At 54.2% G+C, this 16,792-nt stretch carries 17 protein-coding genes; 13 read left to right on the top strand and 4 right to left on the bottom strand.

Annotation, left to right across the window (positions count from 1 at the left end):
• The 3 genes from ACSPJT_RS19625 to ACSPJT_RS19615 all read right to left on the bottom strand — a co-directional run bounded on the left by ACSPJT_RS19625 (position 1) and on the right by ACSPJT_RS19615 (position 1,858).
• Positions 1 to 468 (bottom strand): thiol-disulfide oxidoreductase DCC family protein, encoded by a 468-nt coding sequence (locus ACSPJT_RS19625; protein WP_435894258.1) that lies wholly within the window; start codon positions 466 to 468, stop codon positions 1 to 3.
• A gap of 65 nt (positions 469 to 533) precedes the next feature.
• Positions 534 to 1,241, bottom strand: coding sequence for a YqjF family protein (locus ACSPJT_RS19620; protein WP_435894257.1), 708 nt, complete (start codon positions 1,239 to 1,241; stop codon positions 534 to 536).
• An 83-nt stretch (positions 1,242 to 1,324) separates the two neighbouring features.
• Positions 1,325 to 1,858, bottom strand: a complete 534-nt coding sequence (locus ACSPJT_RS19615) for a GbsR/MarR family transcriptional regulator (protein ID WP_435894256.1) — start codon at positions 1,856 to 1,858, stop codon at positions 1,325 to 1,327.
• A gap of 156 nt (positions 1,859 to 2,014) precedes the next feature.
• On the opposite strand from ACSPJT_RS19615, the gene ACSPJT_RS19610 reads away from it, so the two are divergent.
• The 4 genes from ACSPJT_RS19610 (at position 2,015) to ACSPJT_RS19595 (ending at position 7,232) form a co-directional block, all read left to right on the top strand.
• A complete protein-coding gene (locus ACSPJT_RS19610) occupies positions 2,015 to 3,415 on the top strand; it encodes an alkaline phosphatase D family protein (RefSeq protein WP_435894255.1) in 1,401 nt (466 codons plus the stop codon).
• Positions 3,416 to 3,511: 96 nt separating this feature from the next.
• Positions 3,512 to 5,155, top strand: a complete 1,644-nt coding sequence (locus ACSPJT_RS19605) for a hypothetical protein (RefSeq protein ID WP_435894254.1) — start codon at positions 3,512 to 3,514, stop codon at positions 5,153 to 5,155.
• Between the two features lie 19 nt (positions 5,156 to 5,174).
• Positions 5,175 to 6,407 (top strand): inner membrane CreD family protein, encoded by a 1,233-nt coding sequence (locus ACSPJT_RS19600; RefSeq protein WP_435894253.1) that lies wholly within the window; start codon positions 5,175 to 5,177, stop codon positions 6,405 to 6,407.
• A gap of 78 nt (positions 6,408 to 6,485) precedes the next feature.
• The gene (locus tag ACSPJT_RS19595; RefSeq protein ID WP_435894252.1) at positions 6,486 to 7,232 is read left to right on the top strand and encodes a PEP-CTERM sorting domain-containing protein; all 747 of its coding nucleotides are present in this window, start codon (positions 6,486 to 6,488) and stop codon (positions 7,230 to 7,232) included.
• Positions 7,233 to 7,252: 20 nt separating this feature from the next.
• On the opposite strand, the gene ACSPJT_RS19590 is transcribed toward ACSPJT_RS19595, so the two are convergent.
• A complete protein-coding gene (locus ACSPJT_RS19590; RefSeq protein WP_435894251.1) occupies positions 7,253 to 8,050 on the bottom strand; it encodes a phosphodiester glycosidase family protein in 798 nt (265 codons plus the stop codon).
• A 131-nt stretch (positions 8,051 to 8,181) separates the two neighbouring features.
• Here ACSPJT_RS19590 and nuoD point away from each other — a divergent pair, with 131 nt between their 5' ends.
• From nuoD to nuoK, 9 genes are read left to right on the top strand one after another with little or no spacing between them, the layout of a single operon-like run.
• A complete protein-coding gene (gene nuoD / locus ACSPJT_RS19585) occupies positions 8,182 to 9,462 on the top strand; it encodes an NADH dehydrogenase (quinone) subunit D (RefSeq protein ID WP_435894250.1) in 1,281 nt (426 codons plus the stop codon).
• Between the two features lie 32 nt (positions 9,463 to 9,494).
• Entirely contained in the window at positions 9,495 to 10,025 is a 531-nt protein-coding gene (locus tag ACSPJT_RS19580) for an NADH-quinone oxidoreductase subunit NuoE family protein (RefSeq protein WP_435894249.1), read from the top strand.
• 32 nt (positions 10,026 to 10,057) lie between these two features.
• On the top strand, positions 10,058 to 11,452 hold the full coding sequence (gene nuoF, locus ACSPJT_RS19575) for an NADH-quinone oxidoreductase subunit NuoF (protein ID WP_435894248.1): 1,395 nt from the start codon (positions 10,058 to 10,060) through the stop codon (positions 11,450 to 11,452).
• Entirely contained in the window at positions 11,452 to 13,203 is a 1,752-nt protein-coding gene (locus ACSPJT_RS19570) for a molybdopterin-dependent oxidoreductase (RefSeq protein ID WP_435894247.1), read from the top strand. Before nuoF ends, ACSPJT_RS19570 begins: the two co-directional genes overlap by 1 nt.
• 39 nt (positions 13,204 to 13,242) lie before the next feature.
• Positions 13,243 to 14,367 (top strand): complex I subunit 1/NuoH family protein, encoded by a 1,125-nt coding sequence (locus ACSPJT_RS19565; RefSeq protein WP_435894246.1) that lies wholly within the window; start codon positions 13,243 to 13,245, stop codon positions 14,365 to 14,367.
• A 41-nt stretch (positions 14,368 to 14,408) separates the two neighbouring features.
• Complete coding sequence (locus ACSPJT_RS19560; protein WP_435894245.1) at positions 14,409 to 14,975, top strand: NuoI/complex I 23 kDa subunit family protein; 567 nt, start codon at positions 14,409 to 14,411, stop codon at positions 14,973 to 14,975.
• A gap of 53 nt (positions 14,976 to 15,028) precedes the next feature.
• Entirely contained in the window at positions 15,029 to 15,436 is a 408-nt protein-coding gene (locus ACSPJT_RS19555; protein WP_435894244.1) for a four helix bundle protein, read from the top strand.
• Positions 15,437 to 15,475: 39 nt separating this feature from the next.
• Complete coding sequence (locus ACSPJT_RS19550; protein ID WP_435894243.1) at positions 15,476 to 16,438, top strand: NADH-quinone oxidoreductase subunit J; 963 nt, start codon at positions 15,476 to 15,478, stop codon at positions 16,436 to 16,438.
• Positions 16,439 to 16,470: 32 nt separating this feature from the next.
• Complete coding sequence (nuoK, locus tag ACSPJT_RS19545; RefSeq protein ID WP_435894242.1) at positions 16,471 to 16,788, top strand: NADH-quinone oxidoreductase subunit NuoK; 318 nt, start codon at positions 16,471 to 16,473, stop codon at positions 16,786 to 16,788.
• Positions 16,789 to 16,792 lie beyond the last annotated feature (4 nt).

Genomic DNA, 16,792 nt, shown 5'->3' with positions numbered 1-16,792 from the left:
TTAGATAAGACCGTCAGGAATGTTGCTGCAGGTTCCGGCGCATTCTTCAGCCGGCATGCGGTGCAGCTCTGCGGCGACTTCTTTGTCTTTTTTGCGGAAGAAAACCTTACTTAGCTTGTGGCGTCGGGCGGCTAATTCGTGGCAGGTTTTCTCGGCGAATGGCAGCAGCGTGGGGCTGGCGATGCGACGGGCGATGGCTTGGTATTTCTGACAGCTGAGCAGGCAGAGCACCCAGCCTTCGGCTCCGCGGTAGAGTTGGTGATCGTGGGTTCGCACGATCATCTCTCGTTCGGGTTCTAGTTCGTTGACGCCGGGGAACCACTCCTCGGCCTGCGGGTCTTGGTAGGCGATGAAGCGGACTGGGAAGGCTCGCGTTTGTGCGTTCACCCACTCGTGGAAGGTGCAGCACATGCCGCAGCGACCGTCGTAGTAGACTTCGATGTATTGGATGTTTGTGGGTATTTTCATGGGATTGGGTTTCTATTTTTTGACCGCGAAAGGGTGCGAAATGCGCGAAAGGAAGACTTGGGTTGTTAGGTCTTTAGTTTTTTGGGGTTGGTGACGCCTACTTGGCTGCCGTTGGCGTAGAAGGTGCTGACTGGGGTTAGGGCGTTGGCCCATTTTTTGCCGTAGACTTTTGCTAGGTTGAGATTGATGTGGGCGTTGTGGCAGGGGCGGGTTTTCCAGGGGCGGTGGGTGACTTTGAATTCGCCGGTGACTTTGGGGGTGATTTTTTTGTAGGCCCAGTAGTGGTCGATGATGTGCTCGGTGAGGCTGCCTGGATTGGGTGTTTCGAGTTCTGTTAGGCGATCGATTTGCAGCTCTTGGGCTTCGTCGTTTTCCGTCCAGCGGTAGGTGAGTTTTTTGTCGGTGGTTTCGCAGCTCAGTGGGCGGACGTGGAAATTTTCTTTGAAGACTTTGTTGGCGATCAGGGCTGGCAATTTGCAGGGCACGATTTCTTTGATGAAGACCACTCCGCGTCGCCATTCACCATTCACTTTGCGGCGGACGTAGAAGCGCAGGTTGATTTCTGGGAAGCTTCGATAGAACGGCATGGGAATGCCCATGATGCGGGTCTTGCTGAACTCGAAGGCGACTACGCTGACGTAGTGATCGCCATGGTAGGTATCCAGCTCGGTGCCGGCGGGGAGGTGCTCCTCTAATAAACCGATAGCGGTCGGATCCAAGCGGTAGTTGACTACCAGAAGATCAGTCCAGTGGGTATTGAGGAAGGCGGTCATGAGTCGGTTAAGTTTGTATTTTCAGGAAATATTGAAAGTTTGTATTGTGAGGAAATGAGTGAGTGGCTTGGTGGGCTTGGGAATTAGCCGAGCACTTTGGCGGCGAGTTTCATCGCCGGGCCGTAGGAGAGTTTGCCGACTTTGCCGCCGACGTTACGGGCGAAGCTGACAAATTGCTCCAGCTCTTTCACCTGGTTTCGGAAAGCTTCGGCATCGGCTCCTTTGAGACCTTTGGTTTCCAGCTGGCAGTCGCGGAGCAGTTCCAGGGCTGGGTCGATCTCGCGGCGTTGGCGTTCGCGCAGGATGATGGTGAAGATTTTCCACACATCCTTCTCGGCCTCGAAGAACTCCTTGCGCTCCCCTTTCCTGACGATGATGCGGACGAGGCCCCAGCTGACCAGTTCCTTGAGATTGGTATGGGCGTTGCCGCGGCTGATGCTGAGCTTTTCCATGACTTCATCGGTGCTCAAGGCATCGGTGCCGGTCATTAGCAGAGCGTGGATCTGGGCCATGGTGCGGTTGATGCCCCACTGGCTGCCAAACGCACCCCACTGGGCGATGAATCCATCGCGGACTTCATCGAGCTTGGGGGTGGTGTTTTCTGTGTTGCCCTTCATCACTTTCAGTAATTACTGAAAATACAGATTTTTACAAGTGTCTTTTTTGACTTTCTTCGGGGATATATTCTGATGGCTTCGGGCGTATGATCTTTTCATACCCTTTCTTGCCCCTTAGCGTGTTTTCGCTCTGAAGCTTTTCCCCTTTCCCATCTCATGATCCGCGCCCTTTTCACCCTCGTTCTTAGCTCCGCTATTTTTGCCCAGGCTGAGGAACTGACTCATAAGACTCTGCCAAACGACAACCCAGAGATGACACTGAGCCACTTTGCGTTTGGCTCCTGTTGGAAATCATCGCACTCGCAGAAGCACTGGCAGCCGATTCTCGAAAACAAACCGCAGCTGTGGCTCTGGCTGGGCGATAACATGTATGCCGATACTCACGACATGGCGGTGATGCAGAAAAAATACGCCGAGCTGGGTGCGACCGAGGGCTATCGTAAGCTGGCGGCCAGCTGTCCGGTGCTGGCCACTTGGGACGATCACGACTACGGATTCAACGATGCCGGCAGCGAATATCCGGAGCGCGCGGAATCCCAGCAACTTTTCCTCAAGTTCTTCAACGAGCGCCCCGATAGCCCACGCCGCAAGCGCGAGGGAATCTACACCAGCTACTACTTCGGCCAAGGCGACAAGCGGGTGCAGCTGATCTTGTTAGACACCCGCTATTTCAGATCAGAGCTGGCACGCATCGAGGACAAACCGCCCTACCGTCCGATGGGCCGATGGAAACCTGACACGTCTCCTGAGAAGACCATGTTAGGTGAGGCGCAGTGGCAGTGGTTAGAGAAGGAATTGCAAAAGCCAGCGCGCATCCGTCTCATCGGCACCAGCATTCAGTTCGCCGCGCATCACACCGGCTACGAGGCCTGGTGCAATTTCCCTCACGAGCAGCAACGCCTGGTGGACATGATTGTGAAACATCGGGCAGAAGGGGTGGTGTTTCTCAGTGGCGATATCCATGGCGCTGAACTGAATGTCATGGATCCTAAAGACTGCTACTCACTGGTCGATTTCACCAGCAGCTCGCTCAATGTGCCACTGGGAGCCGCCCGCACCCGCCGCCGTGTGGGGCCTGGCTATGGAGGGGCGAATTTCGCCGTGGTGGATATTGATTGGCAGGTGAAAAATCCGACCATTACCCTGTCGATCAAAGACACCAAGAACCAGACACGTTTACAGCATCGCGTGCATCTCTCCGAGCTGACCTTTGCCAAGGAAAACCTGATCGCCCACGATCCTCACGAGAATCTGGCGGGGAAATGGGAAACGTTCTACGGTCCCCTCACCCTGACCAAGCATACCAACGGTGAGTGGTCGGGCCTTTGCGCCGATCGCAAACTCACGCTCAAGGCATCTAACACCGGACTCATCGGCACGTGGCAGGGAGAAAAACGCAGCGGCAAGGTGAACTTCGCATTCACACGAGACGGTCGGTTTTTGCGCGGCGCGTATTCTTATGAAGAGCTGCCAGTGCAGCTTGAGTGGAGTGGATGGAAAGCTGATTGGGAATCGCACTTCACGCGTGACGATTATGGGCCAAAGGGGAAGAAGTAGCTGCTGCTAGATGAGCTAATCACCTGCTCAAATTTCACCGACAATTCACCCTGCATTCATCAGGATTTCACATGGTGCTGCCAGCTTGGCGGCGTCATGAATAAACACCTTGCGCTTCTCACCTCGCTCAGCCTGACGACGACTTTCTCGTTGGCTGCGCCACCCAAGCCGGAATCGGTAGGACTTCACACCAAGTCCGATAAAGCCGAACTAACACTCTCCTATAATAACCTTCGACAGCTAATCGAAGACCTACAGACCAAGCAGGCGGAGAAAAAACCTGCTCCGCCAGTCAAGGCCACCGTTCGCAGTGCGGTTTACCAGCTTGAGCTAGCCTCTGAGAAACTGGCCAAGGTCACTGCTTCGTTCGCCGTCACCACCTTTGCCGACGGCTGGATTTCTTTGCCTTTAGTCAGTGACCGTTATCCGGTTCAACAAATCGAACCAACCAACACCGTCTTAACTGCGGAAAAGGGACACCTCGCCTTTCTCACTCAGGGAGCCGGTGAGCACTCGATCAAGATCAGTCTGTTAGTTCCTGCCCAGCCGGACGGAAGCTTCAACTTTCAATTCATCGCTGCGACATCGGGTCGGTTAGTTATCAGCGATTTGACTGGCTATGAAATTCAAGGAGCGGAACGCGGTGATGCTGGCGATTACATTCTGCCCATTGCCGGAGGAGATGTTAGAATCTCCCCCACTCGGCATGCTGCGGCGAAGGCGTCCACTTGGTCGGCAGACTCCCGAGTGCTCTACGTCGTCAAGGACAACGAACTCCAGGCCGAGGCCCGTGTCCAACTCAATGCCAAGGAAGGTGATGCCGCCACGGCTGCAAATCTCATTCTGCCAAAGGATGCCCGCGTGATTTCAGTCACCGGCCCTGATCTCTCGCGGTGGACGGAAAATCTGCAGCAACAAATTCAACTGACATGGAACAGCCATGGGATCAGTCGGCGCCGACTGACCCTTCTCTACACACTACCTCTACCGGATGCTGATGAAACTTGGACTCTGAACATCCCCCACCTCAAGGATGCGGAACAATCTCGTGGCCAGCTAGCCCTCGTTACTCCAGCGGAGTTTCAGCTAACACCTACCCGTGAAATAGCGAGAATCGAGCCCAGCATGGCGGCCGACTGGATGAAAAGCCAAGGCATGCCACTCATTCTCAAACTGCCACAGGCAAGCGAAGTTCAACTCAAGGGCAAACGCCTCGCGCAGATCCAGACCGCGACGGCCACCATCGAATCCGCCCTGTTCAAAACTCAAATCGTGCCTGATGGATCAACACTAACAGAAGGCGCACTGACCATTTCCCACCGTGACCCAAAGCTGTGGACCTTCACCCTGCCGGAAAATAGTGAGATCCTCACATGCCAGATCGACGGCAACTCAACGAATCCGATCGTGCTTAGCGACGGCTCTCTGCAGCTCAGCCTGCCAGCCAAGCAAGCGGACAAAAAACCTAACAGCGTGGTGAAGCTATCCTTCACCTCAAAGCTGGAAAAAATCCAGCCGCTCAGCGGAAAACTCTCCATCGCCCTGCCGCTCACTCCCGTTTTTATCCACGAGATGCACTGGATGATCAACCTGCCAAATGCCTACGAAGCCAGCGCGCTGGATGGCAACCTCACACTCTCAAGCAATAAGCAAGGCGGCCAGGCCATCACTCTGGTGAAGCGCCTCTGCCGGAATCAGGCCGCCCACGTCGACATTTTCTACCGCAAGAAAAACCAGTAACCCTCGACCCTATCAAATCATGAAATCCAATACCATCAGCTTCAAACACATTCTCGCCATCGGGTTCATTCTCGGTGGTGCCACCCTCGCCTGGGTTTTTCTCGGCGGAGCCATGACGGCTCGCACATCCACGGCTCACGGCAAGAACTCTGAGAGCGTCACCAATCTTTGGGGACCGGCTCAAGGGCAGTCGCATCCATCGGTCTGGTATCTCTCGCCCACAGGTCAGTCTGGACGGAAATACATTCAGCCGACCGCCAGCAACATCGATATCAAGCTCGACTTCGAGCCCAAGAAAAAGGGCCTCGCGTGGAACCGGACTTACAACGCGGACTTCACGGCCACCTACACGATTCCGAATCCCACACCGATCGAACAGACCGTTTACATCGCCTTCCCCCTGCCCTCCGAGAACAGCAGCTTCAATAACTTCGAGTTCACTCTGGGCGAGAAGAAAAGCCAGCAGCAGACACCGCGCGGAGGAGTGATCGAAGAAGCCACGACGATCCCCGCCGGCGGCGAAGTACAGCTGAAAATTGCCTACCAGAGCCGGGGAATCGATCGCTGGATCTACAGGCTGGGCGACATCGATCGGATCAGCAATTTCCAGTTGGAAATGGAAACCAGCTTCGCAGAGATTGACTTCCCTGACGGTGCCAGCTCACCCACCGATCGGGAATTCGACGCCGCGACCAATACGTGGAAGCTTCAGTGGAACTATCCAGACGTCATCCATCCTCAAGAGATCGGCATGGATATGCCCAAGGTGCTGAACCCCGGCCCCATCGCCGCGCGGATGAGCTTCTTTGCACCGGTCTCGCTGCTGTTTTTCTTCGCCGTGCTACTCATCCTCGGCGCGGTCAAGGGACTTAACCTGCACCCGATGAACTACTTCTTTCTCGCGGCCGGGTTTTTCTCCTTCCAGATTCTGTTTGCCTATCTGGTGGACCTGCTGCCGCTGCACTATTCGTTCATCATCGCCTCGCTGGTGTCGCTGGTTTTGGTCGGCTGCTATGTGAGGGCGGTGGCGGGCATGGCGCTGTTGAAAATCGCGCTTCCGGCACAATTCGCCTACCTCGTGCTGTTCAGCTACAGCTTTTTCTTCGATGGCTTGAGCGGACTGACGATCACCATCGGAGCCATTGCAACGCTGGCGCTGCTGATGATTTACACGGCGAAAATGGACTGGTCTGAGATCTTTGTCACCCGAGGCCGCCGGAAAGCCGTCACTCCTCCGCCACTGGCTCAGTGAGCATATGACAACCAAACTTCAGGAAACAGGTTGACGAGCTTTCCTACTTTTTTACTATGACGAAAACCACTCGTAATTATGATTCCAAATACTCGTTCCAAACTCGCCCTGCTTTCTGTTCTTTTCATCAGCAGTGGATCAATGGCATCTGCCGCGTTATTCGCTGATTTTACTGCCGCGGGAGGCTCCGGCGGCGCTAATTCCGATGGATTTGTGTTTTCTGTATCTGATGGAGGTGTCTCGTTCGACGTAACCGCTTCCGCTGTCATCCCCGTTGGGGGTGGTGCCAACGGTGGGGATATTGCCCGAATAAATGCAGGATTGGGATCAACGGTAGAAAATACAGGAGCGTTTCTGAATGTCATTAACGGCACTGCTGAGGTGCTGCAATTCACAGTCAGTAATGTGTCTGGATTATCTGCTGGGGAAAGTCTCGTGGTAAGAGCGTTACTATCCCAAAATCCAAGCTCAACGAATGCAGATCAGTCCGGAGGTTTCGGGGGAACCTTCGGAAATGTTGCCGGAGATAATGCTTTAATTACTTCAGATGATGGTCCTTCCATCGTAGTAAGAGATGCTGATGGAGTCGATACAGGGTCGGTTCTTCTGGCCACCGACGAGAACAATAGCAATAACACTGGAAACACCTTCAGCTTCAGTGATGGTGACTTAGCGTTTACGGATTCATTTACTATTCAAATCAATGATGCCGCTAACAATGCTTTCGTCGTTCAAGGCTTCGAATTCGCCGTTGTTCCTGAACCATCAACCTCAGCCCTCGTTGGCTTAGGTGGCCTTGCTTTGCTGCTCAGACGGCGTAGATAGGCCATCCGAAAAACACACCGTCACGGATCCTCAGACAAAGGTTCCGTGACTGTAAAAATAGCACCAAACGCATGACTCGGCAGTTTTTCGGCGGGGTTCAGCTCCATGCGTGAGATGTCGCCATCGAGAAACAGGGCGTTTTTACAGCCGAAGTGAAGGAATAATCTAGCAAAGCCATGAAGGTTCACCTCTTGCCCCTTGGCGGTGATGGCGAATACGATTCTTCCCTTATCATCGACTCCCACACCGTTTCTGTAGAGCTTGGAATCGGAGTTGGGTCGGAATTTGGGATGCACTTTGCCACCGGAGACAAGTAGCGGGCCGGACTGTATTGCCAATACCGGTGCCGAGTAAGGATGCATCCGCTGCCTTTGTTTCAAATACGCGGAGTAATCATTAGTCGACATCACATGTGCTCCGCCCCGCCATCCCTTGATGATGCAGAAGATCCCGTTCGGTTTCAGATAGAAGTTCCCCCAGCCATTTTTCGTATTGAGCGGCAGAAGCTGCTTTCCATCTTGAATGTGCAAGCCTGACGGGATTCCACCAGGCTCATAGATCCCCGCATTCATCAGGAACACACACCTTTCCCCTTGTTTCTGGTAATAGTCCTGCACTTGGTCAAAACTCCTCATCGGATTGCCGTCTTTGCCTTTCCATACTAACTTCAACCGCTCCGCTGACAACCTGACGACACGGTATTTCACCCCTTCAAAGGTCACTTTTTCCTCTTTGATTGCATCCGAGCCCACCGCTACTGCCCCAACCATTTGAAAACCAGTCAGAACAACTGAAAACACACGTGCAGCCACCTTCATTGATGAAATTTATTCAACAAGGTCACCGATGACCAGACATGAATGAGCCAATGCATCCCAGCTTGTGAAAAATTTCACAATCTCCTTGCTCAACAGGCTGGATTGCGGCACGAAGTTCGTGGCGAAATCTCATGAATCAAACGGAATATCAGGCACCCGACACCGCGGCCAAAACACAGGCCGGGCTCGACCCAAAACAGACATCTCATGCCGATGGCGAATACCAGTCGGAAGCTCAGGATTTGCTGGGCGAAAAGATGGTTTTGAACATGGGGCCGTCACACCCTGCCACCCACGGCGTTCTGCGCCTGGTGCTGGAGCTGGATGGTGAGATCGTGACCAAGTGCGATCCTGATGTGGGCTACCTGCACCGAGGCGATGAAAAGATCGCCGAGAGCATGCACTATAACCAGTTCGTGCCCTACACTGACCGGCTTGATTACCTCGCTCCCCTCGCCAATAACGTCGCCTACGCCTGTGCTGTTGAAAAGCTGATGGGCTGGGAGCTTCCTCCACGCGGCCAGGCCGTGCGCGTGATTTGCTGTGAATTGGCGCGTATTGCTTCCCACATGCTAGGGGTCGGCGTTTGTGCCATGGACGTCGGAGCGATGACCGTATTTCTCTACACTTTCACCGAGCGTGAAAAAACCTACAACCTTTGCGAACAGCTGACGGGTGCGCGTTTCACCACTTCCTACACCCGCGTCGGCGGCCAGATCCGCGACATGCCGGAGGGATTTGTTGCCCAGTTGGAAAAATTCCTCGATGAATGCTCCGTGAGTATCGATGAGATTTCCAAACTGCTCGATCGCAATAAGATTTACATGACCCGCATGTGCGACGTCGGCACTATCTCTGCCAAAGACGCCATTTCCTGGGGGCTCACCGGCCCGAACCTGCGTGGCTCCGGCATCACGCGCGACCTGCGTAAGGACAATCCTTACCTCGGCTACGAGCAGTATGAATTCGACATTCCCATCGGTGAAAAAGGCGACTCATACGATCGCTACCTCGTCCGCATGGAGGAAATGCGTCAGTCGATCAAGATTATCCGCCAAGTGCTGGCTACTCTGCCAGACGGCCCGGTGAACATTGCCGATAACAAAAACCTTCTGCCCGCCAAGGAGAAGACCCTCACCAGCATGGAGGAGCTCATCCACCACTTCATCATCGCCACACAGGGCATCGATGCTCCTCCTGGCGAAGTTTACTTCGGCGCGGAAAACCCCAAAGGCGAGCTCGGCTTCTACATCAACTCAAAAGGAGGAGGTGTGCCGCACCGCATGAAGATCCGCTCCCCGTCCTTTGTGAACCTTTCCATCCTCGCCCACATGATGCCCGGCCACATGGTCTCCGATGTGCCAGCCATCCTCGGCTCACTCGACTTCGTCATGGGTGAGTGCGACCGTTAGATCATTTGGTCATTCAGTAATTTAGTTAGAAAATGGACACCGCCACTACTTTCCCACCCTTCGCCGCCTCAGCTGAGATTGAGGCGCAGGCAGACGAGCGCATCAGCCACTATCCGGACGATCAAAAACGTTCCGCTGTCCTGCCGCTGCTGCACATCATCCAGCACAACTTCGGCTTCATCAGCAAGGAGGCCACCGAGTGGGTTGCCCAGAAGCTGGGACTCGAGCCGATGCAGGTTTACGAAGTGGTTTCCTTCTACCCGGGCCTGCGTGAGTATGCCCCCGGTAAGTTCCATTTCCGCGTCTGCCGCACCCTTTCCTGCGCCATGGCCGGCTCTGCCGAGCTGATGGAGCGCATTTGCGAACTGACGGGGATCGATCGTTCTAACAGCGACTCCCATCACCATCCGATCGCGGTGTCACCCTGCGGTAAGTGGTCCGTAGAATTCGCCGAGTGCCTCGCCTCCTGCGGCACCGGCCCAGTCTGCCTGGTGAACGATGATTTTCACGAAGCTGTGGCTCCCGAAAAAGCTGAAGAACTCCTCAACCGCTACAAGGCGTAATCATAGGACCTATACGACCCATACGACCTATCATGTCCTCTATCCAATATCTCCCCGGCAAAGAGCCAGATCCGCGCGAGTATCGCCTGATTTTCAAGAACATCGATCGTGTCGGCTGGGATCCGTCCATCGATTGCTACCTGAACAACGGCGGCTACGAGCAGTTGAAAAAGGCCATCACCATGGAGCCCATCGCCATCACCAATGAGGTGAAGGCATCCGGACTGCGCGGCCGAGGCGGTGCCGGTTTCCCGACCGGTGTGAAGTGGGGATTTATTCCGCCTAACAACACCAAGCCGGTTTACCTCATCTGCAACTGCGATGAATCCGAGCCAGGCACATTTAAGGACAGATACATCGTTCACCAAGATCCGCACCAGCTCATTGAGGGCATGGTGATCTCCGCATTTGCCGTCGGCGCTCACACCGCTTACATCTACATGCGTGAGGAGTTTCCTGAGGCTGCCATTTTGATGGAAAAAGCCATCGAGGAAGCTCGTGAGAAAGGCTTTGTCGGTAAGAACGTGTTAGGTTCAGGCTTTGATCTGGAAATCTACGTGCACCGTGGTGCTGGAGCTTATATTTGTGGTGAAGAAACCGGCTTGATCGAATCGCTTGAGGGCAAACGCCCCTACCCACGCATTAAACCTCCCTATTTCCCCGCGGCACTCGGCCTTTACATGGCTCCCACCATCGTTAACAACGTCGAGTCACTCTGCCACGTCAAACACATCATCGAGATGGGCGGAGAGGAATACGCCAAGCTCGGCACCCCGCGCAACACCGGCACTCGCATTCTCTGCGTTTCCGGCGATGTAAAAAAGCCTGGTTACTACGAAGTGGAAGTCGGAAAAATCACCATGGGCGAGCTGCTCAACGACGTTTGTGGCGGACCTAAGGACGGCCGCACATTCAAAGCCTGCATCCCCGGCGGATCATCCGCCAAGATCCTGCGCTGTGACGAGACTTTCAAAATCGGCAAAGGTGAGGATGAAAAGGAACTCAGCTTCTACGACATCCCCATGGACTTCGATACCATGGCCGCTTGTGGATCGATGGCTGGCTCCGGTGGAGTCATCGTCATGGACGACTCCCGGAAAATGTCTTGGGTGCTCAATAACATCAACCACTTCTACGCCCACGAATCCTGCGGCCAGTGCACACCGTGCCGTGAGGGATCCATGTGGATGAAGAAAATCTCCGACCGCATTGTCGAAGGCAAAGCCACCCCAGAGGACGTGCAAACGCTCGAAGACGTGGCCTATCAGATCGACGGTCGTACCGTCTGCGCCTTCGGCGAAGCCTCATCCTGGCCGGTCGAGGCCATGATCGCCAAATTCCGCGATGAACTCACCTCCGAAACATCGGAGGAAAACGAATACCTTTCCGAGGAAGCCCAACGCCAACTCAAATATATCAGCCAGTAATGAGTGACTCTAACACCACCCAACTTCCCAAAGACCTCGCCGCTGAAAAGGGCATGGTCAACGTGCAGATCGACGGCCACTGGATCCAGGTGCCACGTGGCACACGTATGATCGAGGCCTGCAAGATCGCGGAAAAGGAAGTGCCGCACTACTGCTATCACCCGAAGCTTTCCTCACCTGGGAACTGCCGTATGTGTCTGGTGCAGATGGGCATGCCTCCCCGCCCCGCTCCCGGGGAAGAGCCGAAGTATGGCGACGATGGATTTCAGGAAATCGGCTGGATGCCACGTCCGGTCATCGCCTGCGCCAACACCGTGGCCGAGAACATGGGGATCAAAACCCAGGGCGAACTCGTGGAGAAATGCCGCGAGGGTGTGATGGAGTTTCTGCTCATCAACCACCCGCTCGATTGCCCGATCTGTGACCAGGCTGGCGAGTGCAGACTGCAAGAATTTTCCGTCGGTTACGGCAAAGGCCAGTCGCGTTTCAAAGAGGACAAGATCAAGAAGCCGAAGAACGTCAAAATCGGACCTCGTATCCGCCTCGACGACGAGCGCTGCATCATGTGCTCGCGCTGCATCCGCTTCATGGACGAAGTCGCTGACGAGCCGGTGTTAGGATTCTCCGAGCGTGGCACCCACACGACGGTGGGAATTTTCCCCGGCAAGGAGCTGACTAACAACTACGGCCTCAACACCGTGGACCTCTGTCCGGTTGGTGCGCTGACCTCGAACGATTTCCGTTTCCAAATGCGCACTTGGTTCCTCAAGGAAACCGACAGCATCGATACCAACTGCGGCACCGGAGCCAACATCACCATTTGGACCCGCGGTAACAAAATCTTCCGCGTCACCCCACGCCAGAACGACGACGTGAACTCCTGCTGGATGCCGGATTCGCATCGTCTGAACTATGTCTGCCCCACCGACGAAGACCGCCTAACTGCGTGTTTGATCAAAGCCGATGGCATCCATGAGGAAACCTGCTGGGAGAACGCGCTGGAATCGGCAGCCGATGCGCTGAAGCAGTTCGATGCCTCAGAGATCGCCGTGATTGCTTCTGGTCGCCAGACCAACGAGGAACTCTTCATGATGCGCGCCCTCGCCGCTGAACTCGGTAGCGAGAACCTCAGCATCGTGGCCCGTGAGCAGGAGTCAGACGACATGTTGATCTCATCCGATCGCAATCCTAACACCACCGGCGCCAAGCTGGTGCTGCAGGATGACTACCCAACTGGAAAACTCGACGGCATCCGCGTAGGTGTCAGCAATGGCAACATCAAGGCCGTCATCGTAGCCTCGGAAAACCTGCTGGAAGAAGCGGGCTTCAGCAAAGAAGATCTCGAATCGCTCGAGCTGCTCATTTCCATCCACACCGCCGCCAATGCCACCGCCCAAGCCAGCGACATCGTATTCCCCGGTGCCGGCCCTGCCGAAAAACGCGGAAGCATGGTGAACGTCACCGGAAGACTGCAAAAACTCAACGCCGCCTGCATCCCTCCCGGCGATGCCCGCAGCGACTGGGAAATCATCCGCGATCTCGTTCTCGAGCTTTCCGGAGAAGCCGCTGAAGAGGCTCCGCAGAGCATCGATGCGCTATCCAAAGTCATCGCAACAAGCATCCCTGAATTCGAGGGCAAACCGCTCACTGCGATTTCTAATCTTGGCGATGTCGTCACCGAAACAGGAGTCACCATTCCGCTAGTGCAACGCGAAGCCGAGCGCAAAGCGAACGGTGAAATTGTCGGCTAATTTCATAAGTCCTATCAGACTCATAAGACCTACCTCAAAATGGATCCCACTCTCATTCTCGTCCTAACGACACTCATCAAGATTGTCACATTCACCTTTATGCTCACCCTTCCGATGGTGGCATATTCGGTGTATGCTGAGCGTCGTGTTTCTGCGATTATTCAGGATCGTGTCGGACCTAACCGGACCGGCATTCCGCTGACCCTGTTCGGTTTCAAAAAGGACCTTCACTTCGCCGGTCTACTGCAACCCCTTGCTGACGGATTAAAATTCTTTCTGAAGGAAGAACACACCCCCTCACACGTCCGGAAGTTTTTCTTCTGGATCGCGCCGGTGCTGACCATTGTGCCGGCTTTGCTGACGCTCTGCGTGATCCCCTTTGGCAGCTCCATCACCGTCTTTGGTGAGCAGATCAAGCTAGTCATTGCGGACATTGATGCCGGACCGCTGTTCATTTTCGCCATCGCCTCACTCTCTGTTTACGGAATCACCTTCGCGGGATGGTCGTCTAACAATAAATACTCTTTCTTCGGAGGCGTGCGTTCATGCGCGCAGATGATTTCCTACGAAATCGCTCTCGGCCTTTCCATCATCCCCGTGCTGATGGTCTTCGGCCAGTTGAACCTTTCCGATATTGTACAATACCAAGCCGACCACGGCTGGTTACTTCTTCCGTTCTGGGGCGAAGGTTTGAGTGCCGAACGCATGCTGCTTCTGATCCCTCTCTTTATTTCCTTCATCATCTTTACCATCTCGATTTTCGCCGAAACCAACCGGATGCCGTTTGACCTTCCTGAGTGTGAAACGGAACTCGTCGGGGGGTACCACACGGAATACTCCGCGATGAAATTCGCCCTGTTCTTCATGGGTGAATACGCTGCCATGATCGTTGGCTCCGCTCTGATCGTCACCCTATTCTTCGGTGGTTGGTCGATCGGATTTGGCGCAGATGCCTACGTCTCTGACTGGGCCTTCGGTGGCCTGGTTCACCTCGGTGCCTTCCTTGCAAAAGTCATCGCCTTCATCATCTTCTTCATCTGGGTCCGCTGGACCCTGCCTCGATTCCGCTACGACCAACTGATGAAACTCGGTTGGGTCGTCTTTTTCGAACTCGCCCTCGTCAACATCTTCCTCACCGCCGGCATCATGATGCTGGTGAAGTAATTTTCACTGACTACCAACCACCGATTACAGCCCACTGAAACATGGCCACCATCAAAGTCACCCGCCCCAAGCTCACGCTGCTTGAGAAACTCTATTTCCCGTCCATCGTCAAAGGCATGTTTGTTACCTTCAAACACGCCATCAGATCGCTACGCGGAAAGAGTATCGGTGGTGACTCCTTGAATACTTCCGGCCTGGGAGTGACGATGCAGTATCCCGAGCAAAAATGGGACGATCATCTGCCGGAGCATTATCGTGGTGTGCCAGCCCTGGTCACTGACGAACAAGACCGCGAACGCTGCGTCTCCTGTCAGCTCTGCGAATTCATTTGTCCGCCGAAAGCCATCACCATCATTCCCGGTGAAATCGAATCCGATGACCCATGGGCCAAGGTGGAGAAACGTCCGAAGGAATTCGATATCGACATGACCCGCTGTATCTACTGCGGCATGTGCGAAGAAGTTTGCCCCGAGCAAGCCATCTTCCTCCGCCAAGACTACGCCATGACCGGCCTCACCCGCGGCGACATGGTGAACGATAAAAAACGCCTCTACGAAATCGGCGGAGTCCGCACCGGCTTGGTCAACAAGTGGAACGAAGTTAAATAGGAAGTTGGGATTGGGAAATAGGTTAAAACTCGGCTCTGGGGAGCCTTAAGGAAATGAATAACACATTGAAAACATTTGAAGACTTGGAGGCCTACAAGGCAGCCCGGGCATTTCGTGTGTTTATTTCTCAGTCTATTGCTCCCAAGCTTCTTGATGCTAAGGAATTCGATCTTCTCAACCAGCTCAAGCGTTCATCACGCTCTGTTACGGCCAACATCGCTGAGGGCTACGGCCGCTTTCATTATCTCGACACTGCCAAATTCTGTTCCAATGCTCGGGGTTCACTTTGTGAAACCTTGGACCACATGAATGTCGCTGTTGATGACCTCATCATTGATGAAAAACTTTATCAGCAAGCTCGCAACGAATACGAAACCTCGACCAAACTCCTCAACGGATACATCAAGTTCCTTTACAAGAGTGCCGATAAACCAAAAGCACCTGCTCCCCAGAGCAGCTAGACTTATTTCCTACTTCCAGTTTCCAATTTCCAGTAACAAATGATCTCTCCTCTCTTTTATCTTTTCGCCGCACTTATGGTTGCCGGTGGTGTGATGGTTGTGCTGATGCATAACCCTGTGTCCAGCGCGCTGTCGATGGTGCTCAGTTTTGTTGGACTCGCCGGTCTGTTTATCGGATTGAACGCCTACTTTGTCGGTATTCTGCAGATCCTCGTCTATGCGGGGGCCATCATGGTTTTGTTCATCTTCATCATCATGCTTTTGGATGTGAAGAAGGAGGAAAAGGACCACTGGAAAGCTTCGTCTCTAGCCGCAGGCATTGCGATCCCAGCCGTTCTTCTGATCCAACTCGCTGGTGTTCTCTCCACCGTCCAAAACTCCCCCAAGGCTCCTGAGCTCGATTTCAAACAAGCTCTCGAACGCACCGTGGATAATGGCGATCTGGCCTACAAGGAAGACACCATGATCCGCAAACGTCTCGCTGCTGATCGTCTGCCTGACACCCACCTGATCGGCAAAAAGCTCTTCACTGATTACAACTTCCCTTTACAAGTCATTGCCGTGCTGTTGCTGGTCGCGACCGTTGGGTGCGTGACTCTGTCCAAGAAGTCCGCAGCAGCGCCGACAGCGGTGACCCCGTTCGTGCGCTCGGTCGCCACAGAAGATGAACCGGCGGCCCTGCCTAAGTTGGCCGAAACTGAAAAGCCTGCGGAGAAAACCGCGGATAAGGATAGCCCAACGCTCACCGAAACTCATGAAAGACGTGGCTTGATCTACACATCGCGCCCCGATGATGTCGACGATCTAAAAGTTATCTCCGGCGTTGGTCCGAAACTTGAGGAAAAACTCAACGAGTTCGGAATCTACACCTACAAGCAAGTCGCCAATTGGTCTGAGAAGAATATCGAGGAATTCGACGATCTTCTTTCCTTCAAAGGCCGCATCACTCGCGACAACTGGCTTACCCAAGCCGCAGAACTCCACGCGAAGAAAAACGCCTGACCCCTGGTTCCTGACACCCGACTCCTGATACTATGCCTTCTCTTAACGAATACCTTTTCATTTCCGGCCTGCTGTTCTGCATCGGCTTGGCGGGTGTGATCATTCGCCGCAACATCATCGTCATCTTCATGTGTTTGGAGCTGATGCTGGCGGCTGCGTCGCTGACACTGGTCGCATTTTCCAGATTCAATACCGTTGGTGGTCTGCCTGATTACGATGGACAGATGCTGGTGTTCTTCGTCATCACCGTCGCTGCCGCCGAGGTGGCTGTTGGACTGGCGATCATTGTTTCTCTTTACCGTGCGCGACAGACGATCCACACGGACGACCTTACTTCTCTCAAAGGCTAACAGC

Source organism: Oceaniferula spumae, from assembly GCF_042849255.1.
GTDB classification, from domain to species: domain Bacteria; phylum Verrucomicrobiota; class Verrucomicrobiia; order Verrucomicrobiales; family Akkermansiaceae; genus Oceaniferula; species Oceaniferula spumae.
The sequence above is the reverse complement of the archived record's forward strand: the minus strand, read 5'-3'. Positions and strand labels throughout refer to the sequence as shown.